The organism is Comamonas sp. w2-DMI (assembly GCF_040187735.1).
Taxonomy (GTDB): domain Bacteria; phylum Pseudomonadota; class Gammaproteobacteria; order Burkholderiales; family Burkholderiaceae_C; genus Comamonas; species Comamonas terrae.
The window spans coordinates 109,313-134,711 of the sequence record NZ_JBANEL010000003.1 but is presented as its reverse complement, the minus strand read 5'-3'; the positions used below and the strand labels follow the sequence as shown (position 1 = coordinate 134,711).

Below are 25,399 nucleotides of genomic sequence, written 5' to 3'. Positions count from 1 at the left end.
TGCTTGAATTTACGCAAAAAAATGTGCCGCTTTGAGTGGCGAGCCAGCCATGATTATCGACGCATGCGACAATACCCTTCGCAACAGGCGTCCAGTTGCCTGTCGCAGCAGCACTTCAGCTGGGGACAATGGGTGGTTTCGGCAGACAACCGAAGCGGCCGCTCCGGGCTCCCACACACGAAACTTTATCTGCCTACAACTGGCCAGGCAGCCCCACGGGCCGCCATGACAGGCTGATACCCCGCGCCCAGGATTGGCGCAACTGATCACAATGACATTTGAAGAACTGAATCTGGCTCCCGCCATTCTCAAGGCCGTACAGGAACAGGGCTACGAAACCCCCACCCCCATCCAGGCCCAGGCCATTCCCCTCGTGCTGGCCGGCCATGACCTGCTGGCCGGCGCGCAGACCGGCACCGGCAAGACTGCCGCCTTCACGCTGCCCATGCTGCAGCGCCTGTCCGGCGGCACTGCACCCAAGAACCGCTTCGGCGGCAAGGGCATCCGCGCCCTGGTGCTGACCCCGACCCGCGAGCTGGCCGCCCAGGTCGAGGAAAACCTGCGCAACTACGCCAAGTACCTGGACATCAACTCCACCGTGATCTTCGGCGGCGTGGGCATGAAGCCCCAGATCGCCCGCATCGAAAAAGGCGTGGATGTGCTCGTGGCCACGCCGGGCCGCCTGCTGGACCTGGCCCAGCAAGGCTTCATGGACCTGTCCACGGTCGAGGTGCTGGTGCTCGACGAAGCCGACCGCATGCTGGACATGGGCTTCATCCACGACGTGAAGAAGGTGCTGGCCCTGGTGCCCCAGAACAAGCAGAGCCTGCTGTTCTCCGCCACCTTCAGCGACGAGATCCGCGAGCTGGCAAACGGCCTGCTGCGCAATCCGCAATCCATCCAGGTCACGCCGCGCAACACCACGGTGCAGCGCATCAAGCAGGTCATCCACCCGGTCGGCCGCGCCAAGAAGAAGCAGGTGCTGCTGCACATCATCCAGGAAAACAACTGGAGCCAGGTGCTGGTGTTCACGCGCACCAAGTTCGGCGCCAACAACGTGGCCGAATTCCTGACCAAGAATGGCGTTTCCGCCATGGCTCTGCATGGCAACAAGAGCCAGAGCGCCCGCACCCAGGCCCTGGAAGGCTTCAAGACCGGCGAACTGCGTGCCCTGGTGGCCACCGACATCGCTGCACGCGGTATCGACATCGACGAACTGCCCAACGTGGTGAACTACGAGATCCCCAATGTCTCGGAAGACTACGTGCACCGCATCGGCCGCACCGGCCGTGCCGGCCGCGAGGGCAATGCGGTCAGCCTCGTCTGCATGGACGAGGAAGGCTTCATGATGGACATCGAGCGCTTCACCAAGCAGGAAATCCCCGTGCAGGTGCTCGAAGGCTTCGGCCCCGACGAGGGCGAGAAGGCCGAGCCCATCGCCATGGGCCGCCAGACCATCTGGGGCGGCGCCGGCAAACCGCCGAGCCGTGAAGTCATGCAGGCGGCCGCCAAGGCCGCGCGCCAGGAAATGATGGAGCGCATCCGCACCAACAAGGCTGCCCAGGGCGATCGCGGCCGTGGCAACCGCCGCCCTGCCGAAGCCGGCGCCACCGACGGCGCCCAGGAAGAGCGCCCCCAGCGCCAGCAAAAGCCCCGCAACCGCTTCAACAACCAGGGCACGCCCCGCGGCGCCAACGGCCAGGGCACCGAGCGTGGCCACCACCACGGCCGTGGCGAGCAACGCGAAGCCCGTCCGCAGAACGATCCGCAGCGCGCTCCCAAGCGCGGCCCGCGCCAGTTCGGCGAGCGCAACTCGCGCTATGAAGACCAGCCGCCGCGCCCCGATGCCCATCTGGGTACCCAATTGGGCCATGCGCGCAGCAAGGCGCCGCGCGGCAACGGCGGCCAGCCCGACCCGATGCGCACCAGCGTGGATACCATGGCCGAACGCGGCCGTCGCGGCGGCTTCGGCCGAGGTGGCTTCGGCCGCTGATGAATCGCCAGGGAGGCTCGGACACTTCCCGGCTTCCCGATGAAGGGCTGCAATCATTGCAGCCCTTCTGCTTTTTTTCGCCCGCTTCTAGCTGTGGGCTGACAGCGACCCGCAAGGCTCCAGGGCTACCATGCCTGCCAAATATGCGAAGCTAGGCCAGGCTGCCGTTTCGGCCTGCTTTCCGGATCAGCTCTTTTCCTATTCGACCTATGACTCTGCCATCCACATCCGCGCCACCCCATGCCGTACGCCACGCCCGTGCATGGCGGTCGGGCGTCCTGCGGCTGACTGCAGTGGGGGCAGCCGCCCTGGTCACGGCCTGCGCCAACGTGCAATTGCCCCCCTGGCCCGGCAGTGCCCCGCAGCCCCAGGCAGCAAGGCCGGCCACACCGCCGCCGGCGCAGCCTGCCACCGGTGCGACGGCGCAGCCCGTGGTGCCGGCGCCGCAGCTCACGCCCCTGCCCTACAACCCCGCCATCGAGGCGCGCTTTCCCGACCCGGCGGTCCGCTACGACACGCCGGGGCTGAACAATCCGCGCCAGCAGTTCACCACCCAGGCCGAGATGTCGTCCTGGCTGCAGGCGCTGGCCGCCAGATCCCAGGGCAGCGGCACGACGCTGGGCCTGCTGAACATTGGCAGCTCCCAGCACGGCACGCCGATACAGGCCCTGGTCGCCACGCGCGCGGACAACATCCAGGCCTCCTCCCTCAACAGCAGCGGGCGCCCCACGGCCCTGCTGGTGGCGCAGCAGCATGGCGACGAGCCGGCCGGCGCCGAGGCACTGCTGGTCATTGCGCGCGAGCTCGCGCCCGGCGGCCTGCTGGCGCCATTGCTGCAGCAGATCAATGTGGTCGTCGTGCCCCGGGCCAACCCGGACGGAGCAGCTACCGCCAGCCATCTGACGGCCGACGGCACCGATCTGGCGCATGACCATCTGCTGCTCAGCACGCCCGAGGCTCGCGCCCTGGCCACGCTGGTGCGCGACTACCGGCCCGCAGCCGTCGTGGACCTGCATGAATACGCGGCAGCAGGCCAGTTCCTGCAGAAATACCAGGCCGTGCAAAGCTACGATGCGCTGCTGCAATACGCATCCACCGCCAATGCGCATGAATTCGTGACCAAAGCCGCGCGTGAATGGTATGTGCAGCCGGTGCGCAGCGCCCTGAGCCAGGCCGGACTGAGCAACGAGTGGTTCTACAGGACCAGTGCCCAGCCCGATGACAAGTCCGTCTCCATGGCCTCTCTGGTGCCCGACACGCTGGCCAACACCAGCAGCCTGAAGAATGCGGCCGCCCTCTTCGTCAGCAGCCGTGGCTCGGATCTGGGCGCCACGCATATCCAGCGCCGCGTGCACACGCTGGTGACCGCAGCCACCAGCGCCTTGCGCGCCACCGCCGAAAAAGCCAGGAACCTGAACCAGGTGGAAGAGTTCGTCGCACGCGATGTCTCCTCGCTGGCCTGCCGCCAGCAGCTCACCGTCCAGGCCGAGCAGACGCCCGAGCAGCGCAGCATCGCCATGCTGCAGGCCGGCACCGGCGCCGAGCAGCAGGCCCGCCTGGACTGGAATTCGTCGCTGCAGATCAAGGCCAGCCAGACACGGGCGCGCCCCTGCGGCTACCTGATATCCGCCGAGGCGCGCCAGGCCGTGGAGCGCCTGCGCCAGCTGGGCCTGCAAGTGCAGCAGATCGCCGAGCCCGGCCAGGTACTGGCCGACTCCTACCAGGAAGCTCGCCATGCCGGCAGTACCGCGGCGCTGGTGCTGACACGCGGCTCCCTCGATGCGCCGGCCGGCAGCTATTACCTGTCGCTCAACCAGCCCAAGGCCCATCTGGCGACCGCGGCCCTGGAACCCGATACGCCCTACAGCTATGTGAGCAAGGGGCTGATCGCATCGACCGCCGACATCGCCCGCGTGGTGGCCACACCTTCCGTGGTGTTCGACGAGGACGACGACTGAACCGGAATCTGCGCCCGCACCCCAGCCCATGCCGCGAATGCCGCATGGGCTTTTTTACGGCCCGGCCCCACAACGGAGGCCGGAAATGGCGGGAATTGAAAGGACTGGCCTGCCCGGCAGGGATCGAACCTGCGACCCACAGCTTAGAAGGCTGTTGCTCTATCCGACTGAGCTACGGGCAGATGTTTGAATGCACGGGGTTCTTCGGTTTCGCGAGCCCCTGCAGTGACGCGAAATGCGCTGCGATGCGCATTTGCCGGCCGGCCGTTTCCGGCGCGACGCCATTATGCACGGCATTTGGGCGGGCTTGCGCAATAGGCGCCTGCAGCCTGGCTGCTAAAGCAGGCCCGATGAAGCCCATCCAGCAAAAAGTGCTCAAGTCCGGCCTCTTTATGTCGATACATAAAGAGTTTCAACCGGTGCCCATGGCAGATGGATCAAGACCTTGCAGGCCTTGCCGCCCATGAATGCCCTCGCTTTCACCTTCGACCGACGCTCCCGGCCAATACGCGACTTTCCGTAGCCGCCGCATTGGCCGCCAGCGTCCTTTTGCAATTCATTTATCCAGGACAAGAGCACAGCGAATGAAATTCAATCAATGGCGCGTATCAACCAAGCTGTGGTGCACTCTCGGCGGATTGCTGGCAATGATGCTGGCAGTCTCGCTGTGGGCGCAGTACACCGCCGCCCAGGCAATGCAGGCCGGCATGCGCACCCAGGCCGACTACGATCACCGCATCAACCTCGCTCTTCAATGGAAAGGCGCCACCGAGACCACGGGCGAGCGCGTGCTCACCAGCAATGTCACGCCCGACGAGGAACTGACCGCGCTGATGGACGAGCGCGTCAAGGCCGGCGTGGGCATCAACTCCGAACTGCAGGCCCAGGTCGTCAAGCTGGCCCAGAGCGATGCCGACAAGCAGGCACTGGAGCGCATCGCAGCCGTGCGCGCCGAAGTGCTGGCCCTGAACAAGCAGGCGCGCGAGATCAAGCTGACGGGCGACATCACTGCCCTGCGCACGTTCATCAAGCAGCAATACATCGGCGCCATCACCCGCTATGTGGGCTCGCTGGAGGCCTTTGTGCAGCTGCAGCAGCAGCAACGCGATGCCGCCAACCTCCTCACCCAGCAGGCGCAGCAGCGCGCGGCCTGGCTCGCATGGGGGGTGCAGGGCGTGGTGCTGCTGGTGGGACTGGGCCTGGCGCTGGCGCTGACCCGTTCCATCACCCGCCCTCTGGCCGAAGCGGTGGAGCTGACCAATGCCATCGCCGAAGGCGACCTGACCGTGGCGGCCAACAGCCAGCGCCAGGATGAATTCGGCCATCTGCTGGGCTCCGTCTCCAGCATGGCGGCCCGCCTGCGCGGCCTGGTGACCGATGTGCGCGACAGCGTGCACTCCATTTCCACCGCCTCCTCGGAAATCGCCTCGGGCAACCATGACCTGTCCTCGCGCACCGAGCAGACGGCTTCCAACCTCGAGGAAACAGCCGCCAGCATGGAGCAGCTGACCGCCACCGTGGCCCAGGCGGCCGACACGGCGCGCCAGGCCACGCACCTGGCCGGCAATGCCGCGCAGGCCGCCCAGCGCGGCGGCACCGTCGTGGAATCGGTGGTCAGCAGCATGAGCCGCATCAGCGAAAGCGCACACCGCATCTCCGACATCATCGGCGTCATCGACTCCATCGCCTTCCAGACCAACATCCTTGCGCTCAATGCTGCCGTGGAAGCCGCGCGCGCCGGCGAACAGGGCCGCGGCTTTGCCGTGGTGGCCAGCGAGGTGCGGGCCCTGGCCCATCGCAGCGCCGAGGCGGCCAAGGAAATCAAGGCCCTCATCGGCACTTCCGTCGATGCGGCCCATGCAGGCGCCGAGCAGGTCTCCCAGGCCGGCCAGGTGATGGAAGACATCGTGAGCAGCGTGCGCAAGGTCTCCGACATGATCGGCGAGATCAGCGCTTCCTCCACCGAACAGCGCGACGGCATCAGCCAGGTCAACCAGGCCGTCAACCACCTGGACCAGATGACGCAGCAAAATGCCGCGCTGGTCGAGGAGTCGGCGGCCGCCGCCGTTTCGCTGCGCGACCAGGCCCAGCGCCTGTCGGGCATGGTGGCCGTGTTCAAGGTCAATGGCGCGGGCTCTGGCGCAAACGCGCTTTCCCGCACCGAGCCCCTGGCCGCCTTGCCGGCCTGATCCAGGGCATGGCCACCCTGGCCGCGCCTTCGGCAGATGAAAACATCTTTGTATGCCCGCTCTTGCAGCGGGCATTTTTGATTGCAAGGCCGCCCGACGGAAAACACCGCCTCCCACCTCACGGAAAGCATGGCGCGTGACGCAGCGCGATTTTTTGAAAAGGCTCGCCTGCCTCGGTTTTCGGCAGGCGGCTTGAGGCAAAGAAAAACGGGTTACAGAAAACTCTGTAACCCGTTGTCTTGGAATAAATGGTCGGCGTGGCGGGATTCGAACTCGCGACCCCTTGCACCCCATGCAAGTGCGCTACCAGGCTGCGCTACACGCCGAAGACTTAGATTATACACATCTTTCGGCACTCACAGCGAAAGCAGCGAGCGGATCTGCAGCAGCTCTTCGCGGATCTCCTCGGAGCCCAGTGCCGGCACCGCGCCAAAGCGCAGGCCCGCGAAAGCGGTCTCGCCGCCCCCGGCTTCCTGCGCCAGGCCATCCACCGGACCCGAAGGGCTTGGCAAAGCGGCTTCGCCCGCCGTGCCCGCCTGCGGCAGGGTGCCTGCAGCGGCGCGCGCGCTGACACCGGTTTCGCGCAGGCGGTTGCGGGCACCGCTGATGGTGAAGCCCTGCTCGTAGAGCAGTTCGCGGATGCGGCGGATCATCAGCACCTCGTGGTGCTGGTAGTAGCGCCGGTTGCCGCGGCGCTTCATGGGCTTGAGCTGCGTGAACTCCTGCTCCCAGTACCGCAGCACATGCGGCTTCACATCGCACAGCTCCGCCACCTCACCGATGGTGAAGTAGCGTTTGGCAGGAATGACGGGCAAGTGTGAAGCCATGGCGTTGCAGTCGGTATCGGCCCAAGAAAGCGCATTGTGATGCGCGCAATATAGCGCTCAAAGAAGGCAGACCTGAAACTTCATCCACAGCGAAGTAACGCCATGAAGCCCGGGCCCGCCGCCTTCAGGCCGCAGGACGGTCGCCCTGTATCAGCTCCTTGAGCTTGCTGCTGGCATGGAAGGTCACCACGCGGCGCGCTGCAATCGGAATCAATTCGCCCGTGCGCGGATTGCGGCCCGGGCGCGGCGCCTTGGTGCGGATCTGGAAGTTGCCGAAGCCCGAGAGCTTGACATCCTCTCCGTTCACCAGGCTCTGCGAGATCAGGTCGAAGAACGCATCCACCATGTCCTTGGCTTCGCGCTTGTTCAGGCCGATCTCGTCGAACAGCAGATCGGCCAGCTGCGCCTTGGTCAGCGCTGGGCTGTCGATGCTCTCTACTGCCAGTTCCATGGGACGATCTCCTTGTGGATTGAACATGATCAACGCAGGCGGGCTGCCACCCGCTCTTGCAGCTGCGCCAGCACCGCCTGCACGGCCTGCTCGATCTGCGCGTCGGCCAGCGTGCCTTCGTCGCTCATCAGCGTCAGGCGCACGGCCAGGCTCTTCTCGTCCTGGGCCAGGCTGCCCGGGGCGGCTTGCTCTCCGGCCTTGAGCTTCTTGGGCCGGAACACGTCGAACAGCGTGGCGTTGCGCAGAATGCCTTCCGTACTGGCCGCGAAGACCGCCTCCATGACCTGGGCATGGGTCACGGCCTCCTTGACCACCACGGCGATGTCGCGCTCCACGGCCTGGTGCTTGGCCACGGGCTGGAATACCGGCACATGGCGGGCCAGCACGGCGTCCAGCTCCAGCTCGAACATCACGGGCGCCTGGGGCAGGTCCCACTCCTGGCGCCACTTGGGATGCAGCTCGCCGACAAAGCCGATGGCCTTGCCGTCCAGCAGCACGCGGGCGCAGCGGCCCGGATGCATGGCCGGATGCTCGGCCGGCTCGAATGCAGGCTTGAGCGGCGCCAGCAGCGCTTCCACATCGCCCTTGACGTCGTAGAAGTCCACCTTGGCCTCTGCCCTGCCCCATTGCAGCTGGTCGGCCGCGCCATAGGCGAGACCGGCCACCCGCATGGGCTGGTAGAAGCCCTTGACGGTGGTGTCGGAGTCGACGACCGAGGCATCCTTGAAGAACACGCGGCCCAGTTCGAACACGCGCACGCGCTGGGCCTTGCGGTCCACGTTGAACTTGAGCACCTGCAGCAGCGAACCCAGCAGCGACGAGCGCATCACGCTCAGGTGGCTGGCGATGGGGTTGAGCAGCTTGACCGGGTCGGCGTTGCCGGCCAGCTCGGCCTCCCACTTGGCTTCGACAAAGCTGAAGTTGATGGTTTCCTGGTAGCCCAGGTCCGCCAGCTCGCGGCGCACGGCAAACGGGCTGCGCTGGTTCTCGGCACGCAGCTTGGGCGAAATGGGCGCCAGCGGCTTGGAAGTCGGCAGGTTTTCGTAGCCGATCATGCGGGCCACTTCCTCGATCAGATCCTCTTCCAGGTTGATGTCGAAGCGGAAGGTGGGCGCGGTCACGCTGATCACGCCCTCGCCGGCCACGGTCGCAGGCAGGCCCAGGCCGTTCAGGGCATCCAGGCATTGCTGCTGGGTCACAGGCATGCCGATGACCTTGGCCGCGCGCGCCACGCGCAGCTGCACCGTCTTGGGCGCCGGCATGTTGGGCTGCTGATCATGAATGGCGCCGACCTGGGTCTCGGGCGTGCCGCAGATCTCCAGCACCAGTGCCGTGATGCGCTCGATGTGCTCCACCGTGTGCTCGGGATCCACGCCGCGCTCGAAGCGGTGGCCGGCATCGGTCGAGAAGTTGAAGTGGCGCGAGCGGCCGGCCACGGCCTTGGGCCACCAGAAGGCCGCCTCGATGTAGATGTTCCTGGTGTCGTCGGACACGGCCGTGGCGTCGCCGCCCATGATGCCGGCCAGCGACTCGACCTGCCGGTCGTCGGCAATCACGCCGACCTTGATGAAGTCGTCGATCTTGATGGTGTTGCCGTTGAGCAGCTTGAGCGTTTCGCCCTCCCGGCCCCAGCGGACCTGAAGGCCGCCGTGGATCTTGTCCAGGTCGAAGATGTGGCTGGGGCGGCCCAGCTCGAACATCACGTAGTTGGAGATGTCCACCAGCGGCGACACGGAGCGCTGGCCGCAGCGGGCCAGGCGGTCCACCATCCACTGGGGTGTCTTGACCTGGGTGTTGACGTTGCGCACGATGCGGCCCGAAAAGCGCCCGCACAGGTCGGTGGCCTCGATCTTCACGGGCAGCGTATCCTGGGTGGCGACGGCGGCTGCGGGGAAGGACAGAGCCTTCAGCGGCGTGCCGGTCAGCGCCGACAGCTCGCGCGCGATGCCGTACACCGACAGGCAGTGCGCGAGGTTGGGCGTGAGCTTGAGCGTGAACAGCGTGTCGTCCAGGTTCAGGTACTCGCGCACGTTCCGGCCCAGGGGCGCATCCAGCGGCAGCTCCAGCAGGCCGCCGTGGTCGTCGGCAATGCCCAGCTCCTTGGCCGAGCACAGCATGCCGAAGCTCTGGACGCCGCGCAGCTTGCCCACCTTGATCTTGAACGGCTTGCCGTCCTCGCCCGGCGGCAGCTCGGCGCCCACGGTGGCGCAGGGAATGCGAATGCCCACGCGCGCATTGGGCGCGCCGCAGACAATGTTCAGCAACTCGGGGCCGCCGACATCGACCTGGCAGATGCGCAGGCGGTCGGCGTCCGGATGCTGCACGGCCTCCTTGATCTCGCCGACCACGATGCCGGTGAAAGGCGGCGCCACGGGCTCCATCTCTTCGACCTCGAGGCCGGCCATGGTCAGGGTGTCGGCCAGCTCTTGGGTGGTCAGCTGCGGGTTGCAGTACTCGCGCAACCAGGATTCGGGAAATTGCATAGTCAGACTCTTTGGCGTTCATGCCGGCGCTGGCGGCGCAGCCCGGCTGTATGGCGATCTTGCTTTCAAAAGAGGAGCTGGCTGCGCTTAATATTTCTGGTTTTCAGGTTGTTTTATTTTGAAAACCAGTGATATCAAGCGCTGGAAGCTCACTTTTTCAATTACTGAAACTGCGACAGGAAGCGGATGTCGCCATCGAAGAACAGGCGCAGGTCGTTCACGCCATAGCGCAGCATGGTCAGGCGGTCGGGGCCCATGCCAAAGGCAAAGCCGATGTATTTCTCGGGATCCAGGCCCATGTTGCGCACCACGTTGGGGTGCACCTGGCCGGAGCCGGCGACCTCGAGCCAGCGGCCGGCCAGCGGTCCGCTCTGGAACTGGATGTCGATCTCGGCCGACGGCTCGGTGAACGGGAAGAAGCTGGGGCGAAAGCGCAACACCAGGTCGTCCTGCTCGAAGAAGGTCTTGCAGAAGTCGGTGAACACGACCTTCAGGTCCTTGAAGCTCACGTTCTCGCCGATCCACAGGCCTTCGCACTGGTGGAACATGGGCGAATGGGTGGCATCGCTGTCCACGCGGTAGGTGCGGCCCGGCGCGATCACGCGGATCTCGGGCATGCCCTGGCCGGCGTCGATTCGGTTGCGGTATTTCTTCACGTGCTGCACGGCATGGCGCACCTGCATGGGGCTGGTGTGCGTGCGCAGCAGATTGGGCGCATGCTGCGTGCCGCCTTCCACGTAGAAGGTGTCGTGCATGGAGCGTGCGGGATGGTCTTCCGGCGTGTTGAGCGCCGTGAAGTTGAACCAGTCGGATTCGATCTCGGGGCCTTCAGCCACGTCGAAGCCCATGGAGCCGAAGATGCCTTCGATGCGCTCCAGCGTCAGCGACACGGGATGCAGGCCGCCCGTGCCACGGCGGCGGCCGGGCAGCGTCACGTCCAGCACTTCGGCCTTCAGGTGGGCCTCCAGCTCGGCATCGGCCAGGGCCTTGCGGCGGGCCGTCAGCGCAGCCTCGATGGCCTGCTTGGCCACGTTGATCGCGGCGCCGCGCGACTTTTTCTCTTCGACGGAAAGCTGCGCCATGCCCTTCATGAGCTCGGTCATCTTGCCCGACTTGCCCAGAAACTGCGCCTTCGCATTTTCCAGATCGGCAGGGGTATGGGCTTGCGCAAACAGCTGCTGCGCGCTTTCGACCAGAGAATCCAACTCGTTCATATCGACTCTTTATCGATTCTTGAAAATAAACAAGGGCTAGCGCCTTTTCAAGCCCTAGCCCTTGCTGTTTGTGCACCAGCAGCTACTGAATCAGGAGTAACTACCGATCGTGACCTTAGGCAGCCAGCTTGGCCTTGACTTGGTCGACGATGGCTGCAAAGGCAGCCTTGTCGTGCACGGCGATATCGGCCAGCATCTTGCGGTCGATTTCGATCGCAGCCTTCTTCAGGCCGTTGGCGAACTGGCTGTAGGTCAGGCCCAGTTCACGTGCAGCGGCGTTGATACGGGCGATCCACAGCTGACGGAACACGCGCTTCTTGTTGCGGCGGTCACGGTAGGCGTATTGGCCAGCCTTCATCACCGCCTGCTTGGCGACGCGGAAGACGTTACCGCGGCGGCCGCGGAAACCCTTGGACAGGGTCAGAACTTTTTTGTGACGGGCACGGGCCGTTACACCACGTTTGACGCGAGGCATGAGTTTTCTCCTTGTTCGTCAGTGAATTACAGGCCGGCCGAGGGCAGCATCTGTGCAATGGAGCCCATGTTGGTCTCATGCACGTTCACTGCACCGCGCAGGTGGCGCTTGTTCTTGGTGGTCTTCTTGGTCAAGATGTGACGCTTGAAGGCTTGACCGCGCTTGACGGTGCCACCGGGACGAACGCGAAAACGCTTCTTCGCGCTGCTCTTGGTCTTCATTTTGGGCATGTGAATGCTCCTGTTGATTGTGCTCGTGAGGCGGTGCGCAACTCTGCGCACACTTCGCTAGCCACCGAGGCACTTGTGCACCCGCCCGAAGGCAGGTGTTTTGCAGGCAAGCCTGCAAATCCTGTCCAGCGGAGACTGCTCCCCGCTGCGCTGCAAACCGCAGCAAAACAAAAGTGGGCCGCTTGCGCAACCCACTCTTGCCTTCAAGGCAGACAGCGATTATGCCTTATCTTCGGCCACCGGTGCAGCATCGCCCTGCGCCTTGCCGCCGGCCGCAGGCTTCTTGCTGCGCGAAGGCGCGATCATCATGATCATCTGGCGGCCTTCCAGCTTGGGGAACTGCTCCACCTGGATGGAATCCGACAGGTCGTCGCGCAGGCGGTTGAGCAGGTCCAGGCCCAGCTGCTGGTGCGTGATCTCGCGGCCGCGGAAGCGCAGCGTGACCTTCACCTTGTTGCCATCGGCCAGGAAACGGCGGATGTTGCGCAGCTTGATGTTGTAGTCGCCATCGTCGGTGCCGGGACGGAACTTGACTTCCTTGATTTCGATGACGGTCTGCTTGGCCTTGGCCTCGGCAGCCTTCTTCTGCTCTTGGTACTTGAACTTGCCGTAATCCATCAAACGGCAGACCGGAGGATTGGCCGTAGCGGCAATTTCCACCAGATCGACATCCAGCTCGCCAGCCATGCGCAGCGCTTCCTGCAGCGGCACGATACCCAGCGGCTCATTGTCAGGACCAGACAGACGCACTTCAGGCGCCATGATTTCTCGGTTGAGGCGATGCTTGCGCTCTTCACGGTGGCGCCGATCGCGAAATTCAGTAGCTATGGTTTTCACCCTTGGATTGAAATGGCTACAACAGCGTAGCCGCTTGCGCGCAATGCGCGCAACCGGCTCGCCACAAAACTGTCTTTGTATCAGGCCTTGGCCGCGATGTCCTTGGAGAGCAGTTCGATAAACGCATCAACCGACATCACACCGAGGTCTTTGTTACCCCGGGCGCGCACTGCAACCGCACCAGCTGCCTTTTCCTTGTCGCCTGCAACCAGGATATACGGCAGCTTCTGCATCGAATGCTCACGTATTTTATACGTAATCTTTTCGTTGCGCAGATCGGTCACCACCCTAAGGCTTTGATTAGGCAATGCTTTTTGCAGCTTTTGCGCCACTTCCTGGGCATAGTCGGCCTGGGCGTCGGTGATGTTGAGCACGGCCGCCTGCACGGGTGCCAGCCAGGCGGGCAAGGCACCCGAGTGGTGTTCGATCAGGATACCGATGAAGCGCTCCAGCGAACCCAGGATGGCGCGGTGCAGCATGATGGGACGGTGGCGTTCGCCGTCTTCGCCCACGAATTCGGCATCGAGCCGCTCGGGCAGATTGGGGTCCACCTGGATGGTGCCGCACTGCCATTCGCGGCCCAGCGCATCCTTGAGCGTGTACTCGATCTTGGGGCCGTAGAAGGCACCTTCGCCGGGCAGGTATTCGAACTCGCAGCCCGAGGCGCGCAGGCCTTCGGCCAGCGCATTTTCGGCCTTGTCCCAGGCCTCGTCGCTGCCGATGCGCTTTTCGGGGCGGGTGGACAGGCGGTACAGGATGTCGGTGAAGCCGAAGTCCGCATAGACCTTCTGCAGCAGCGAGGTGAAGGCCGTCACCTCCGCCTGGATCTGGTCTTCGGTGCAGAAGATATGGCCGTCGTCCTGCGTGAAGGCGCGCACGCGCATGATGCCGTGCAGCGAACCGGTGGGCTCGTTGCGGTGGCAGTTGCCGAACTCGCCGAAGCGCAGAGGCAGGTCGCGGTAGCTCTTGATGCCTTGCTTGAAGATGATGATGTGGCCCGGGCAATTCATCGGCTTCAGGGCATATTCACGCTTTTCCGATTCGGTCGTGAACATGTTCTCGCGGTACTTGTCCCAGTGGCCGGTCTTCTCCCACAGGCCCTTGTCCAGGATCTGCGGCGCCTTGACTTCCTGATAGCCGTTGTCCTGATAGACGCGGCGCATGTACTGCTCGACCTGCTGCCAGATGGCCCAACCCTTGGGATGCCAGAACACGGTGCCGGGCGAGTGCTCGTCGATGTGGAACAGATCCAGCTCGCGGCCCAGCTTGCGGTGGTCGCGCTTCTCGGCCTCTTCGAGCATGGTCAGGTACTGCTGCAGCTCGTCCTTGCTGGCCCAGGCCGTGCCGTAGATGCGCTGCAGCATCTCGTTGCGGTGGTCGCCGCGCCAGTAGGCACCGGCCACCTTCATGAGCTTGAAGTGCTTGAGCTTGCCGGTGCTGGGCACGTGCGGGCCGCGGCACAGGTCCTCGAAGCTGCCTTCGCGGTACAGGCTCACATCCTCGTTGCTCGGAATGCTGGCGATGATCTCGGCCTTGTAGTTCTCGCCCAGGCTCTTGAAGTAGGCCACGGCTTCGTCGCGCGGCAGCACGCGGCGCACCACGGGTTCGTCCTTGGCGGCCAGTTCCGACATGCGCTTTTCGATGGCAGCCAGGTCTTCGGGCGTGAAGGGGCGCTTGTATGAGAAATCGTAGTAGAAGCCGTTCTCGATCACGGGGCCGATGGTGACCTGCGCGTCGGGGAACAGCTCCTTGACCGCATAGGCCAGCAGGTGGGCGGTGGAGTGGCGGATCACATCCAGGCCGTCGGCATCCTTGGCCGTCACGATGGACAGCGGCATGTCGCGATCGATCACAAAGCTGGTGTCCACCACCTTGGCTTCGTCGCCGGTGCCGACCTTGCCGGCCAGAGCGGCCTTCGCAAGGCCTGCGCCAATCGATGCGGCGACTTCGGCCACGGAAACCGGACCGGGATATTCGCGCTTGGAACCGTCGGGAAGAGTGATTTGGACCATGTCTTTCAATCTCGCGTCATGGGACGCGCCTGTAGAAAACAAAATGCGCGGACTGGCCGCGCAAACTCGTGAATGGAATCGGATTGTGTAAACGGCCGCGCCTGCAAGGGTGCGCGGACCAGCACCTCAGGCGGTCGGGATGGCTCCCGTCAAGCTCTGCGTTCGCGGTGTCATAACCTAGGTGCCTTTCGTCCCTGTGTCTGCGCCAAGCCGGCAAAGCAGGCGATTGCCGATCGCCACTGCTTCCTGGATTGGCAGGTGAATTTCGAGATTTTAACGCGCGTTGCAGATTTGTTGCGGCTTGCGGACTTTTGTCGTCACAGCGCCCTACCTGGCCTTGCGTATCGCCTTCGGTTGCCCGCGCACATCCGGTGGCATGAGTGCCACATAGCGCTCGTCGGTCAACGTGCGCAGGAATGCCACCAGGTCGTCCATCTCGGCATCGGTCAGCGCCTCTGGGCTGCCCGGCTTGCGGTTGAGCGGAGGCGAATTGACATTCACGTTGTCGTGGAACTCCGGCGCTATATCGTCGAATGATCCGCCCTTGCCGAACCAGCGCGCGGGATCGGTGCCGCGCGTGTTGTAGAACTCCATCACCTCGCGCAGCGAATTCAGCGCGCCGTTGTGCATGAAGCTCTGGCGGATGGCCACATTGCGCAGGCCCGGCGTGCGCACATAGCCGCACCACTGCTCGGGCTCGGGCCACTGCAGCTTCCTCGCGGTCTGGCACAGGCCGTGATCGAAATGCCGCGGATTGCGGTTTTCGGTCAGCCGCTTGTTGCGCGGCGCCGCCAGTGCCTCGTAGCCGAAATCCGTGAACAGCGAGCGCTCCGGGCGCGAAGCGGTTTCGGACACGGCATGGCATGAAGCACAGTTGCCCTTGTCCGGATTCTTGAACAATGCAAGACCGCGCAATTCCGCTGCATCCAGCATTCCTTGGCCGCGGATGAAGCGGTCGAACTTCGACGTGAACGGCGACAGCTCATCGGACTGCAGATAGGCCTGCAGCGAGGCACCCAGCGCCTCAAACAGCTTCTGCGGATCGCTCTTCACCTTCTCGCCGAACCGCGGCACGAGCATCTGGACGACGCCATTGCGCCGCAGGTGGGCGAGCAGGTCTGCCGCGCTGCGGTTGTTCATCTCGCGCGGGTTGAGCAGCGGCGCACTCACCTGCTCGGCCAGCGAGTCGCTGCCCGCATCCGCCATCAGGCCACCGAAGAAGGACGGCACGAGGGCGTCGTCGTCCTGATAGAAATACCGGCGCGGCACATAGCGCGCATACATTAGCGAAGGCGCGGCGCGCTGGCCGAACTGCCCTGCCCGGCTGCCCCGAGCCGTTCCCGGGCTTGTCTCGCCATGGCGCAATCCGCGCCGCAGGTCCGGACCGAATGCACGCGCCGGATCATGGCAGCTGGCACAGGAGGTACCCTGCGGCTGCGACAGGCGCGTGTCATGGAACAGCTGCCGCCCCAGCGCGACCAGTTGCGGATCGGGCGAGAACCTGGCCTGCGTGGGGTCGTAGCGCTGGGCGACCTGCGGTGTGGCTGCGATCATCGCCACCACTTTCACGCCAGCTCCGGGAGCAAGCCAGACCTGCGTTTCAGGCACGCGCTGCGCCTGCGCGAAGGCACAAAGCGCCGCCAGCGCAATGGCGGCGCACCATTTCAACAACAACCGGCCGGACATCAGGGCGTCAGGAAGCCGGTCTTGTCGCAGCCCAGCGCATAGCCTTCCTGCAGGCACGTGGCCAGCAGCTTGCCGTCGGCCGTGTAGGCCTTGAAGCTCCAGCCGGTCGAAGGCTTGGCGCGATGCTCCATCAGCAGGAAGCCGAAGCTCGCATGGTGCGAGATGTGGTCGATGATGGCGCCCGGTGCCGGCACCACATCCGCACCCAGCGGGTCGGGCAGCGCCACGTCGAGGTTGTCGCCTGCCGTGCCGCTCACGATCGTCGCGGTCTGCCCGCTCTTGAAACTGATGGCCTGGAAGTCATGCACGTGGCCGTGCAACGCCAGGTTCACACCCGGCGGGTAGTAGGCCTGGGCATAAAGGCTGGTCATCACGGACTGCATGAACGGATTCGCCTGCGCGGGCTTGGCGCCAGCGATCGGTGCGAATGCAAGAATCGGGTGATGGTTGGTGAAGATGCTGTTGGCCACGCCGCCCTTGGCAGCCAGGGCCGCAACCTGCTGGAACTGCTTCTGATAGATGGCGAACTGCGTGTCTTCCGGCTTGAGCGCAGCCTTGCCGTTCTTGGCCGAATCGAAAACGATGAACTGCGAGTCGCTGCCCAGCTTCACGGCGTAGGGGTCGCTGTAGTTGGCCGTCGCATCGTTCATCGCAAGGTCGCAGGACCGCGCGCTGCTGAACGGCTGCGGATCAAGAAAGCGGAACCAGCCCTGACCGGCGCGCGCGCACTCCTCGTGGTTGCCGCGCACCATGACCCACGGCGCCTTGGCCAGCAGCTTGGCCGCTGGCTTGAACAGATCGGCCTGCCAGGTATCCCAGCCATAGCCCCAGGGGCTGTTCCTGCAGCCCGCCACATCGGACGGACAGGCATTCTCGCGGTAGTGGTAGTCCCCCACGTGCAGCACCAGGTCGGGATTGAAGGAGGCAGCGGCATTTGCCACTTTCTCGAACGGCCAGGCATTCGCATCGCTGCAGGCCTGCCATGCGTTGTCGGCTTTCTTCAGGCGGCAGCCGCTGTCGCCCAGCACGACGATGCGCTGCGGATCAGCCTTGGGCAAGGGCAGCGGCTGGCCGGCAACACTCACGGCCTGCGCCTTCGCAGGCAGGGTCTGCTCGCATACGCTGACCGGGAAAACCGACGGCTTGGAATCGTCGGGGGCACTGGCCGTGGGCCGCTGTGCCGGGCTGCCGGGCGCCACGCGCAGCGCCATGCGCGAGACATTGCCATCCACCGAAATCTGCGGGCAGGCGGCTTGTGCGCCATCGGCCGCGGGCGGCACGTAGCTGGTGATCACGCGCGCAATGGCTTCGTTTTGGGTGCCGACCAGGACAAAGGCCGACTGGATGTAGTCCGAGCGGCTGGCTTCGTCGGGCTCCGAGCCCCCGCAACCGTGCAGGGCCAGCAAAGCAGCGGCAGAGACCAGCGTGAATCCGCCAAGGCAAATCGTGCGTTGTTGTTGGTTCATTGAATGTTCCGTGAAGCTTGGGCTTCAGCTCTCTTTTCTGAAGCCCACGGAGCTTAGGAACAGTTCATGACGCGCTGGTGACGGCGGCGCCACCGCACCGCGGCCACACGGCATTGGCCGATGCCGGAAATGGCAAGGCCACGGAAACCCGTGGCCTTGCCGCACTGTTCACGAGGCGCCATTGAGCGCCTCATGCCCGTCCTCAATGGAACTGCTCTTCCTCGGTCGAACCGGTCAGCGCCTTCACGCTGGACGAGCCGCCCTGGATCACGGTGGTCACGTCGTCGAAGTAGCCTGCGCCCACTTCCTGCTGGTGCGACACGAAGGTATAGCCTTGCTCGCGGGCGGCGAACTCGGGCTCCTGGATCATCTCCACATAGTGCTTCATGCCTTCGCCGCGGGCATAGGCGTGGGCGAACTTGAAGGTGTTGTACCAGTTGCTGTGGATGCCGGCCAGCGTGATGAACTGGTACTTGTAGCCCAGCGCGGACAGGTCTTCCTGGAACGAGGCGATCTGGCTGTCGTTGAGGTTCTTCTTCCAGTTGAACGAGGGCGAGCAGTTGTAGCTCAGCAGCTTGCCGGGGCAGGCGGCATGCACGGCCTGGGCGAATTCGCGGGCAAAGCCGATGTCGGGCACGCCGGTCTCGCACCACACCAGGTCGGCATAGGGCGCATAGGCCACGCCGCGGCTGATCGCCTGCTCCAGGCCGTTCTTGACGCGGTAGAAGCCTTCCTGCGTGCGCTCGCCGGTGAGGAAGGGCTTGTCGTTCGCATCATGGTCGCTGGTGATCAGGTTGGCCGCCTCGGCGTCGGTGCGAGCCAGCACGATGGTGGGCACGCCCATCACGTCGGCGGCGAAGCGCGCGGCGATCAGCTTCTCGACGGCTTCCTGGGTGGGCACCAGCACCTTGCCGCCCATGTGGCCGCACTTCTTCACGGCGGCCAGCTGGTCCTCGAAGTGCACGCCGGCAGCGCCTGCGGCAATCATGTTCTTCATCAGCTCGAAGGCGTTGAGCACGCCGCCGAAACCGGCTTCCGCATCGGCCACGATGGGCAGAAAGTAGTCGATGAATTCCTTGTCGCCAGGGTTGATGCCGCGGCCCCACTGGATTTCGTCGGCGCGCTTGAAGGTGTTGTTGATGCGGCGCACCATGGTCGGCACCGAGTCATAGGCGTACAGCGACTGGTCGGGATACATGGTCTCGCTGGTGTTGCCGTCGGCGGCCACCTGCCAACCCGACAGGTACACGGCCTCCAGGCCCGCCTTGGCCTGCTGCATGGCCTGGCCGGCGGTGATGGCGCCGAAGGCATTCACATAGCCTTTCTTGGCGCCGCCGTTCACCAGATCCCACAGCTTCTCGGCACCGCGCTGGGCCAGCGTGTATTCGGGCTGCAGGCTGCCGCGCAGGCGCACCACGTCGGCGGCGCTGTAGCCGCGCTTGACGCTTTTCCAGCGAGGGTTCTGCGCCCAATCCTTTTCGAGGGCGGCGATTTGCTGTTCACGGCTCAGTTGCTGGTTCAGAGATTGCGGCATGTTGTGCTCCTGAAGTGTTGAAACAAGGTGACTTGGTGTTCGTCCTTGGGATCAAATTTAAGCGAAGCACGGCACCCGCTCAACTCTTATGTCTTATAAAAGACTAAAAATTTAAATTAGTAAAATCAAATACTTGCAAATTAATTCCTCAATATGAAATCATTTTTCTCATATCGAGAAATTTTGATGCGTCGCAACATCTTCATATTTCATAATAAGAAATTGCATGCAGATTCTGTGAAATACCCGGCCCCTGCCCTCTGAAGGCCTGCCATGCAACTTCGATGCAGGCGCAAGGCCGGTACCGCGTGACGCCCGCATGGCGCAAAAAGGAATGCGCCGCCTTCCCGTTATGCTCTCTTGCCCTTTTGCCGCGTCCATTCTTCATGAATCCTCCAAGTCGCTTTCTTGCCTATTGCTGTCTGGCCCTGAGCATGTCCCTGGTCGGAAGCTATGTCGCCCTGTCCAAGCCGCTGGCCGCCGTCTTTCCCGTGGCACTGCTGGCCTGGCTGCGCTTCGGCATAGGCGCCATCGCCATGCGGAGGTGGGTCAGGCGGCCGGCCGGCGAGGCACCGTTGTCCCGGCAGACAAAAGTGCTGCTGTTCCTGGAGTCGTTTTTCGGCAACTTTCTTTTCACGCTCTGCATGATCAGCGGCGTGAGCATGACCAGCGCGGTCACGGCCGGAGTGACCATGGCCGCCATTCCGGCCGTGGTGGCGCTTCTGAGCTGGCTTTTCCTGCGCGAAAGCGTGACGGCAAGAACCTGGTCCGCCATTGCGCTGGCCGTGCTGGGCATCGGCCTCAATGCCTGGAGCAAGGGCGATCAGGCGCAGCCGGCACCGGCTTCTATGGGCGCCAATCCTGCGCTGGGCCAGCTGCTGCTGATTGCCGCCGTACTTTGCGAGGCAGCCTACGCGGTCATCGGCAAGAAGCTCACGGCCAGCGTCAGCCCCAAGCGCATCACGGCGCTGATCAATCTCTGGGGCTTCGCGCTGTCCACGCCTGCGGGCCTGTATCTGGCCTGGCAGTTCGAATTTACGCAGGTGGCCGCGCCCATCTGGGGTCTGCTGCTGTTCTACGCGCTGGCGGCCTGCGTGTGGACGGTATGGTTGTGGATGACGGGATTGCGCGTCATTGCGGCCTCCCAGGCCGGCATCTTCACCGTGCTGCTGCCCATCAGCGCCGCGCTGGTCGGCATGCTGGCCCTGGGCGAGTGCATCGGTCCCACCCAGTTCCTGGCCTTCGGCATTGCACTGGCCAGCGTGGCCATTGCCACCTGGCCCGTGCGCGGCAGGCGCTAAGCGCTTGCCTGCAGCAGATTGCGGGTGGCGACGATGACGCCATCCGCATCCGCATACAGCCATTCGCCGGGGCGCACCGGCACACCGCCGATGCTGACCGCCACATCGCGCAAGCCCTGGTTCTGCTTGTGGGTGGGCATGGGATTCAACGCCAGCGCATACAGCCCCAAAGGTGTGGCGCCTAGCTCGGCCACGTCGCGCACGCAGCCATAGACCAGCACGCCGGCCCAGCCGTTTCTGGCCGCAGAGGCTGCCACATTGCCTCCCACCAGAGCCCGCCGCAGCGAGCCACCACCATCCACCACCAGGACCCGGCCATGGCCGGGTTCGGCCAGCACCGTACGCACCAGGCTGTTGTCGTCCAGGCACTGCACCGTGCTCACGGGACCCGCAAAGCTCGCATGGCCGCCATAGCTGCGAAAGATGGGCGGCAGCACGCGCAACGTGCCGCTGTCGTCGTTTACATGGCCATCGCACAGGTCGCAGGTGCTGAAGTGCAATGGCCGGACTGTGTTCTCGCCGCCAGCCTGGCTCGCAGATGAATTCATTCATGCCTCCGTTTTCAATGGCCGCTAGTATGCCGCGCAGGCCCTGCAGGACCGATCCCGGCGCGGCGTGGCCTGCTGTCTCCGCCTGTCAGCACCCTGCGGGCAATGCCGCTTTGCAGGCAGGCCGGTTCCTACAAAGAGCATCTTTTTCACCACAGTCTCCCGTGTAAACCCCCAGAAAAGGCCTCGGAGCAACAAATCGAGGCAAAAAAAACGAGGTTCTAGCTTGGAAGAGCGTTTTTTTGCCATTAGCATCAGCCTGCCAGTGGATAGCAGCCGTTTATCGCTGGTGAAGAATCCACTCCCAATTAGGAACAAGCAACATGGCAACTGCAAAGAAGGCAACTACTGCAACCGCGGCTCCTGCAAAGAAGCGCACTCCCAACGCAGCCTTCATGAAACCCCTGACCCCCAGCCCGGCCCTGGCTGCCGTGGTCGGCTCCGAGCCCCTGCCCCGCACGGAAATCATCAGCAAGCTGTGGGTCTACATCAAGGCCCACAAGCTGCAGGACGCTGCCAACAAGCGCATGATCAACGCCGATGCCAAGCTCAAGGAAGTGTTCGGCAAGCCCCAGGTTTCCATGTTCGAAATGGCTGGCCTGATCGGCAAGCACGTCAAGTAAGCACAGCGCACGCCGACGCAAAAAAGCCGACATGCAGTCGGCTTTTTTCATGTGGACGCCGCCAGCGCGTCAGTACACGTCCCGGCGATACCGTCCCTCATGGACCAGCGCCTGCACGCCGGCATCGCCCAGCACCAGCCTGAGCGCCCGGTCCACGCCCTGCCCCATGCCCTGTTGGCTGCCGCACACATAGATGGCGGCGCCGCGCTGTACCCAGGCCTTGAGCTGCTCCTGCTGCTGAAGCAGGACATCCTGCACGTACCTGGCGCCATCGCCGTCGCGTGACCAGGCCTGGTCCAGCCTTTGGAGCCATCCCTCGCGCAGCCATTGGGCAAGCTGCTCGCCGCAGAACGCATCGTGCCGCGAGTTGCGCTCGCCGAAGACCAGCCATTGGTCGCCTCGCCCCGCGCGCACGCGCGCCTTGAGATGGCCGAGCAGGCCGGCCAGGCCCGAGCCGTTGCCGATCAGGATCAGCGGCCGCTCGCGGTTTTCCCCCAGCCTGAAGCTGCTGTGCTGGCGTATCGACAGCGCCAGGGAATCGCCCACCGCCATGCCTGCGCACAGCCAGCTCGAGGCCAGGCCGGGCGTACCGTCGTCACGCAGGCTCAGGCGCACCAGCATCTGCAGGCTGCCGTCTTCCACGATGGAGGCGATGGAGTAATCGCGCGGCCTGTCCGGATCGGCCGGCACCGCCAGCGATGCCAGATCGCCGGACTGCCATGCCGGCAGGCGGCCGGAAACAGGCTCCCACTCAAGCAGATACAGAGGCCCGCCCTGGCTGCCGGGGTTGAGCAGCGTGCGCCGCTTCAGGATGAACGGCTCGCTGGCCGGCGGCAGCAGCCACTCATCCTGTGCCGGCAAGGCTTCGGCGTCCTGCCCCAGCCACGCCTGCCGGAGTTCGTTGACCCGGCCTTGCCAGGCCTGCAATGCCGCGCGCTCCATGTTGTCCACGCAGATCAGGTCGCCCTCCGCGCCCTGTGCCAGCAGCCATTCATGCACCTGGATGCCGAAGCTGCAGAACTGGCGGTACTCGCGGTCGCCCAGCGCCAATACCTGGCAGCGATGGCCGCTCAGATCCTGCGCGCCCGCCAGCAGTTTCTGGACGAAATGCAACGCATGGTCGGGCGCATCGCCCTCGCCCGTGGTCGAAAGCATCCACAGGCTGTGCGGATGGCTGCGCAATACCGCGCCATCCAGCCGGTCGACGGGCAGCAGAGTGACCCGAAAGCCGCTGCCCCCCAGCATCCTGGCCGCCGCACGCGCCAGGCCTTCGGCCTGCCCGGTCTGGCTGGCAAAGACCACCAGAACGGGCGGCCCCTGCACATGTCCCGCCAGTTCCTCGCTGTCATGCGTGAAGGCCAGGCGGCGCTGGCGCGCCATCCAGCCCGTGCGCAGGCACAGGGCCGCATACGCTGCCAGCAGCGCCGCGGCACCCGACACGCGCGCAGGCGTCAATACCCAATCCAAGCTCATGATCCGAAACAGGCCCTCCAGGCCGAAGAAATGAGCGGGCCGGCTGCAGCGCCCGCATTGCGCTTTGGCGCCGCATGCGCATGGAGCACCGCGGCAATCGCATGTTGCTCGGCAAACGCCAGCCCCTCTTCAGGGCCCAGCACGGTCAGCACCGTGGCCAGGGCATCGGCATGCATGCACTCGGAGTGGAACACGGTCACGCTGGCCAGGTCGTGCGCGACGGGGTATCCCGTGCGCGGGTCCAGCGTGTGCGAATAGCGCCGGCCGTCCGCTTGGAAGTGATGCCAGTAGTCGCCCGAAGTGGCAAGCGCGCCGGTACGCAAGCCCACGACCAGCGGCGCATACCCGCGCGTGGCCTGGCCGCCGATCTGCACCTGCCAGGGCGTGCCGTCCGGCTTGCTGCCCCAGCCGCGCAGCTCGCCGCCGATCTCGAACAGACCGCTGGCCCAGCCGGCCTGCTGCAGGCGCTGCGCCACCCAGTCCACGGCAAAGCCCTTGGCGATGCCGCAGAAATCGAGTTCCACGCCGCCGGGCTGCAGCAAGGCCTGGCCGGGCAACCAGTTCAGGCGCGCATGGCCGGCCTGCGCCATGGCGGCGGCAACGGCCGCCGCTTGCGGCTTGATAGCAGCCGGCCTTTGCTCCGCCTGCGCCGCAGGCCCGAAACCCCATAAGGACACCAACGCCCCCATGGTCGGATCCAGGGCTGCGCCGGACTTTCTCGCCCAATCCAGCGCCGCCTGCAGCACCTGCGTGAACTCGGGCGGCAGGTCGAGATAGGTCCCGGCCGCCGCACGGTTGTAGCGCGTGATCAGTGAATCCGGCTCCCAGTTGCTCATCTGGGCGATGACCTCGTCCAGCACGGCCTGCACCAGGGCCTGGACCCCGTCCAGCGGCAGATAGCCGGGATTGGGCAGGCGCAGCGACCAGGCGGTTCCCATCGTGTGGCCGGCCAGCCGGTGGATGCTGGAGTCCTGCTGCAGCTGCATGGCGGCCGGCCGCCAGCCGCCGGCGGAAAAGTCGGCGCCGGCCGTGCCCGCAGCCGTCTCCACGGCCACCCGGGGCAGCTTCCAGATATCGGCCGCATAGCGTATGCGCGGGGCTTGGCTCATCTCGATTCCCAAAAAACCTGGCGCCCCGGACCAGGGGCGCCGAACGCAAGCCGCCGCACGCCATGGCGGCGGCTATTGATGGTCAAGGAAGCACTTCCAAGGTGGCCACATAGCCCAGATGGCGCTCCTTGGCCTGCGCCACGCTGGTCCTGTTGTCCTTGGCATCGGTGCTGAGCCAGAACAGGCCCGGGTGCGGGAATTTGACCTTGAGCACGCCCTGCGCATCGGTCCTGAGCTTGATGGCGTTCACGCCGTCGCGGTAGCGGATGCCGTCGGCCACCAGCTCCACTTCCAGGTCGGCGGCAGGCTTGCCGTCCAGCAGGAAGGCAAAGCGCGCTTCCTCGGTGCTGACCAGGTCGTTGGGATGGGTGATGGGCTTGAGCTCCAGGCCCTTGCCCGTGACGGCCAGCGCCGAAGGCTTGCCCACGGAGACGAAGGTCTCCATGCGGCGCACGTTTTCGGTGATGCGCACATCCTGGGCGTCGGCCGGAATCTGCTTGAGGATGTCATCGACAGAGCCGCGCAGCCGGCGCATCTGGCCCTTGCCGTCCTTGTAGCCGCCCATCACCCCATTCATCAGCATGCTCACGCGGTAGGTGCCGGTCTTCTCGGGCTTGAAGTCGAACACGCTGCGCAGCTCGCCCTTGACGGCATTCTTCATTTCCACCGCGGCGCCATCGGGACCGGTCACATGCACATTGTCCAGCGCCAGGGGACGGTGGTTGAAGAAGAACACGTCGTTGGACACGGCGGCATCCACCGTCACCCACTCGGGACTGGACAGCACGGTGCTGGAAGGCTTGAACCACAGGTCATGCGCCTGGGCACCCAGCGCGGCCAAAGCCAGAGTTGCGGCAGCGATGGCACGGGTCTTGAATTTCATATCAGGTCCTCGGAACAGAAAGGGTTGTCAAAGGCTCTACGCCAGTGCGTGAGCCTGCAAACGGGGGTGGCCCGGCAGAGGGCAAGGGCCCAAGCCGTCCGCGCAGT

20 protein-coding genes and 2 tRNA genes are annotated in these 25,399 nt (G+C 64.7%); 5 read left to right on the top strand and 17 right to left on the bottom strand.

Annotation, left to right across the window (positions count from 1 at the left end; genetic code table 11):
- Positions 1-271: 271 nt before the first annotated feature.
- Together V8Z74_RS05105 and V8Z74_RS05100 are read left to right on the top strand one after the other, a co-directional pair.
- Positions 272-1,993, top strand: a complete 1,722-nt coding sequence (locus V8Z74_RS05105; RefSeq protein ID WP_349708303.1) for a DEAD/DEAH box helicase — start codon at positions 272-274, stop codon at positions 1,991-1,993.
- Between the two features lie 209 nt (positions 1,994-2,202).
- Complete coding sequence (locus tag V8Z74_RS05100) at positions 2,203-3,951, top strand: M14 family metallopeptidase (RefSeq protein ID WP_502879448.1); 1,749 nt, start codon at positions 2,203-2,205, stop codon at positions 3,949-3,951.
- Positions 3,952-4,056: 105 nt separating this feature from the next.
- Here the strand turns inward: V8Z74_RS05100 and V8Z74_RS05095 are convergent.
- Positions 4,057-4,133 (bottom strand) — tRNA-Arg (locus V8Z74_RS05095).
- A gap of 402 nt (positions 4,134-4,535) precedes the next feature.
- Between V8Z74_RS05095 and V8Z74_RS05090 the strand changes: the two genes are divergently transcribed.
- Positions 4,536-6,140: a methyl-accepting chemotaxis protein gene (locus V8Z74_RS05090; RefSeq protein WP_349708299.1), complete on the top strand. Its 1,605-nt coding sequence runs from the start codon at positions 4,536-4,538 to the stop codon at positions 6,138-6,140.
- 249 nt (positions 6,141-6,389) lie between these two features.
- Here the strand turns inward: V8Z74_RS05090 and V8Z74_RS05085 are convergent.
- From V8Z74_RS05085 to aceA, 12 genes are all read right to left on the bottom strand, one after another.
- Positions 6,390-6,466 (bottom strand) — tRNA-Pro (locus tag V8Z74_RS05085).
- Between the two features lie 30 nt (positions 6,467-6,496).
- Entirely contained in the window at positions 6,497-6,967 is a 471-nt protein-coding gene (locus tag V8Z74_RS05080; RefSeq protein WP_349708297.1) for a MerR family transcriptional regulator, read from the bottom strand.
- A 124-nt stretch (positions 6,968-7,091) separates the two neighbouring features.
- Positions 7,092-7,418: an integration host factor subunit alpha gene (locus tag V8Z74_RS05075; RefSeq protein ID WP_066470852.1), complete on the bottom strand. Its 327-nt coding sequence runs from the start codon at positions 7,416-7,418 to the stop codon at positions 7,092-7,094.
- 29 nt (positions 7,419-7,447) lie between these two features.
- Positions 7,448-9,901: a phenylalanine--tRNA ligase subunit beta gene (gene pheT, locus V8Z74_RS05070; RefSeq protein ID WP_349708295.1), complete on the bottom strand. Its 2,454-nt coding sequence runs from the start codon at positions 9,899-9,901 to the stop codon at positions 7,448-7,450.
- A gap of 161 nt (positions 9,902-10,062) precedes the next feature.
- Positions 10,063-11,115 (bottom strand): phenylalanine--tRNA ligase subunit alpha, encoded by a 1,053-nt coding sequence (pheS, locus tag V8Z74_RS05065; protein ID WP_066470857.1) that lies wholly within the window; start codon positions 11,113-11,115, stop codon positions 10,063-10,065.
- A 115-nt stretch (positions 11,116-11,230) separates the two neighbouring features.
- Positions 11,231-11,590: a 50S ribosomal protein L20 gene (gene rplT / locus V8Z74_RS05060; RefSeq protein WP_066470859.1), complete on the bottom strand. Its 360-nt coding sequence runs from the start codon at positions 11,588-11,590 to the stop codon at positions 11,231-11,233.
- A gap of 26 nt (positions 11,591-11,616) precedes the next feature.
- On the bottom strand, positions 11,617-11,820 hold the full coding sequence (gene rpmI, locus V8Z74_RS05055; protein ID WP_005795135.1) for a 50S ribosomal protein L35: 204 nt from the start codon (positions 11,818-11,820) through the stop codon (positions 11,617-11,619).
- A gap of 219 nt (positions 11,821-12,039) precedes the next feature.
- A complete protein-coding gene (gene infC / locus V8Z74_RS05050; RefSeq protein WP_083526445.1) occupies positions 12,040-12,657 on the bottom strand; it encodes a translation initiation factor IF-3 in 618 nt (205 codons plus the stop codon).
- A gap of 80 nt (positions 12,658-12,737) precedes the next feature.
- Entirely contained in the window at positions 12,738-14,669 is a 1,932-nt protein-coding gene (gene thrS / locus V8Z74_RS05045; protein ID WP_066470868.1) for a threonine--tRNA ligase, read from the bottom strand.
- A 327-nt stretch (positions 14,670-14,996) separates the two neighbouring features.
- On the bottom strand, positions 14,997-16,223 hold the full coding sequence (locus tag V8Z74_RS05040) for a cytochrome-c peroxidase (RefSeq protein WP_349708440.1): 1,227 nt from the start codon (positions 16,221-16,223) through the stop codon (positions 14,997-14,999).
- 131 nt (positions 16,224-16,354) lie between these two features.
- Positions 16,355-17,821 carry a metallophosphoesterase gene (locus tag V8Z74_RS05035; RefSeq protein WP_349708293.1) on the bottom strand — a complete coding sequence of 489 codons (1,467 nt, stop codon included), beginning with the start codon at positions 17,819-17,821 and terminating at the stop codon, positions 16,355-16,357.
- Positions 17,822-18,023: 202 nt separating this feature from the next.
- The gene (gene aceA, locus V8Z74_RS05030; RefSeq protein WP_066470870.1) at positions 18,024-19,355 is read right to left on the bottom strand and encodes an isocitrate lyase; all 1,332 of its coding nucleotides are present in this window, start codon (positions 19,353-19,355) and stop codon (positions 18,024-18,026) included.
- 386 nt (positions 19,356-19,741) lie between these two features.
- On the opposite strand from aceA, the gene V8Z74_RS05025 reads away from it, so the two are divergent.
- On the top strand, positions 19,742-20,656 hold the full coding sequence (locus V8Z74_RS05025; RefSeq protein WP_349708292.1) for a DMT family transporter: 915 nt from the start codon (positions 19,742-19,744) through the stop codon (positions 20,654-20,656).
- Here V8Z74_RS05025 and rraA read toward each other — a convergent pair.
- Entirely contained in the window at positions 20,653-21,204 is a 552-nt protein-coding gene (rraA, locus tag V8Z74_RS05020; RefSeq protein WP_349708290.1) for a ribonuclease E activity regulator RraA, read from the bottom strand. The two genes, V8Z74_RS05025 and rraA, sit on opposite strands and share 4 nt — an antisense overlap.
- A 323-nt stretch (positions 21,205-21,527) precedes the next feature.
- Here rraA and V8Z74_RS05015 point away from each other — a divergent pair, with 323 nt between their 5' ends.
- Complete coding sequence (locus V8Z74_RS05015; protein ID WP_066470891.1) at positions 21,528-21,827, top strand: SWIB/MDM2 domain-containing protein; 300 nt, start codon at positions 21,528-21,530, stop codon at positions 21,825-21,827.
- A gap of 69 nt (positions 21,828-21,896) precedes the next feature.
- On the opposite strand, the gene V8Z74_RS05010 is transcribed toward V8Z74_RS05015, so the two are convergent.
- From V8Z74_RS05010 to V8Z74_RS05000, 3 genes are all read right to left on the bottom strand, one after another.
- Complete coding sequence (locus V8Z74_RS05010; protein WP_349708289.1) at positions 21,897-23,300, bottom strand: sulfite reductase subunit alpha; 1,404 nt, start codon at positions 23,298-23,300, stop codon at positions 21,897-21,899.
- Positions 23,297-24,409 (bottom strand): FAD:protein FMN transferase, encoded by a 1,113-nt coding sequence (locus tag V8Z74_RS05005; protein ID WP_349708288.1) that lies wholly within the window; start codon positions 24,407-24,409, stop codon positions 23,297-23,299. Before V8Z74_RS05005 ends, V8Z74_RS05010 begins: the two co-directional genes overlap by 4 nt.
- Positions 24,410-24,491: 82 nt before the next feature.
- Positions 24,492-25,292, bottom strand: a complete 801-nt coding sequence (locus tag V8Z74_RS05000) for a DUF4198 domain-containing protein (protein WP_349708287.1) — start codon at positions 25,290-25,292, stop codon at positions 24,492-24,494.
- Positions 25,293-25,399: the final 107 nt, after the last annotated feature.

What these genes read in the sequence shown, in the direction of transcription:
- V8Z74_RS05105 (WP_349708303.1), top strand. Translation starts at nt 272, where the DNA reads ATGACATTTGAAGAACTGAATCTGGCTCCCGCCATTCTCAAGGCCGTA.
- V8Z74_RS05100 (WP_502879448.1), top strand. Translation starts at nt 2,203, where the DNA reads ATGACTCTGCCATCCACATCCGCGCCACCCCATGCCGTACGCCACGCC.
- V8Z74_RS05090 (WP_349708299.1), top strand. Translation starts at nt 4,536, where the DNA reads ATGAAATTCAATCAATGGCGCGTATCAACCAAGCTGTGGTGCACTCTC.
- V8Z74_RS05080 (WP_349708297.1), bottom strand. Translation starts at nt 6,967, where the DNA reads ATGGCTTCACACTTGCCCGTCATTCCTGCCAAACGCTACTTCACCATC.
- V8Z74_RS05075 (WP_066470852.1), bottom strand. Translation starts at nt 7,418, where the DNA reads ATGGAACTGGCAGTAGAGAGCATCGACAGCCCAGCGCTGACCAAGGCG.
- pheT (WP_349708295.1), bottom strand. Translation starts at nt 9,901, where the DNA reads ATGCAATTTCCCGAATCCTGGTTGCGCGAGTACTGCAACCCGCAGCTG.
- pheS (WP_066470857.1), bottom strand. Translation starts at nt 11,115, where the DNA reads ATGAACGAGTTGGATTCTCTGGTCGAAAGCGCGCAGCAGCTGTTTGCG.
- rplT (WP_066470859.1), bottom strand. Translation starts at nt 11,590, where the DNA reads ATGCCTCGCGTCAAACGTGGTGTAACGGCCCGTGCCCGTCACAAAAAA.
- rpmI (WP_005795135.1), bottom strand. Translation starts at nt 11,820, where the DNA reads ATGCCCAAAATGAAGACCAAGAGCAGCGCGAAGAAGCGTTTTCGCGTT.
- thrS (WP_066470868.1), bottom strand. Translation starts at nt 14,669, where the DNA reads ATGGTCCAAATCACTCTTCCCGACGGTTCCAAGCGCGAATATCCCGGT.
- V8Z74_RS05040 (WP_349708440.1), bottom strand. Translation starts at nt 16,223, where the DNA reads ATGATCGCAGCCACACCGCAGGTCGCCCAGCGCTACGACCCCACGCAG.
- V8Z74_RS05035 (WP_349708293.1), bottom strand. Translation starts at nt 17,821, where the DNA reads ATGAACCAACAACAACGCACGATTTGCCTTGGCGGATTCACGCTGGTC.
- aceA (WP_066470870.1), bottom strand. Translation starts at nt 19,355, where the DNA reads ATGCCGCAATCTCTGAACCAGCAACTGAGCCGTGAACAGCAAATCGCC.
- V8Z74_RS05025 (WP_349708292.1), top strand. Translation starts at nt 19,742, where the DNA reads ATGAATCCTCCAAGTCGCTTTCTTGCCTATTGCTGTCTGGCCCTGAGC.
- rraA (WP_349708290.1), bottom strand. Translation starts at nt 21,204, where the DNA reads ATGAATTCATCTGCGAGCCAGGCTGGCGGCGAGAACACAGTCCGGCCA.
- V8Z74_RS05015 (WP_066470891.1), top strand. Translation starts at nt 21,528, where the DNA reads ATGGCAACTGCAAAGAAGGCAACTACTGCAACCGCGGCTCCTGCAAAG.
- V8Z74_RS05010 (WP_349708289.1), bottom strand. Translation starts at nt 23,300, where the DNA reads ATGAGCTTGGATTGGGTATTGACGCCTGCGCGCGTGTCGGGTGCCGCG.
- V8Z74_RS05005 (WP_349708288.1), bottom strand. Translation starts at nt 24,409, where the DNA reads ATGAGCCAAGCCCCGCGCATACGCTATGCGGCCGATATCTGGAAGCTG.
- V8Z74_RS05000 (WP_349708287.1), bottom strand. Translation starts at nt 25,292, where the DNA reads ATGAAATTCAAGACCCGTGCCATCGCTGCCGCAACTCTGGCTTTGGCC.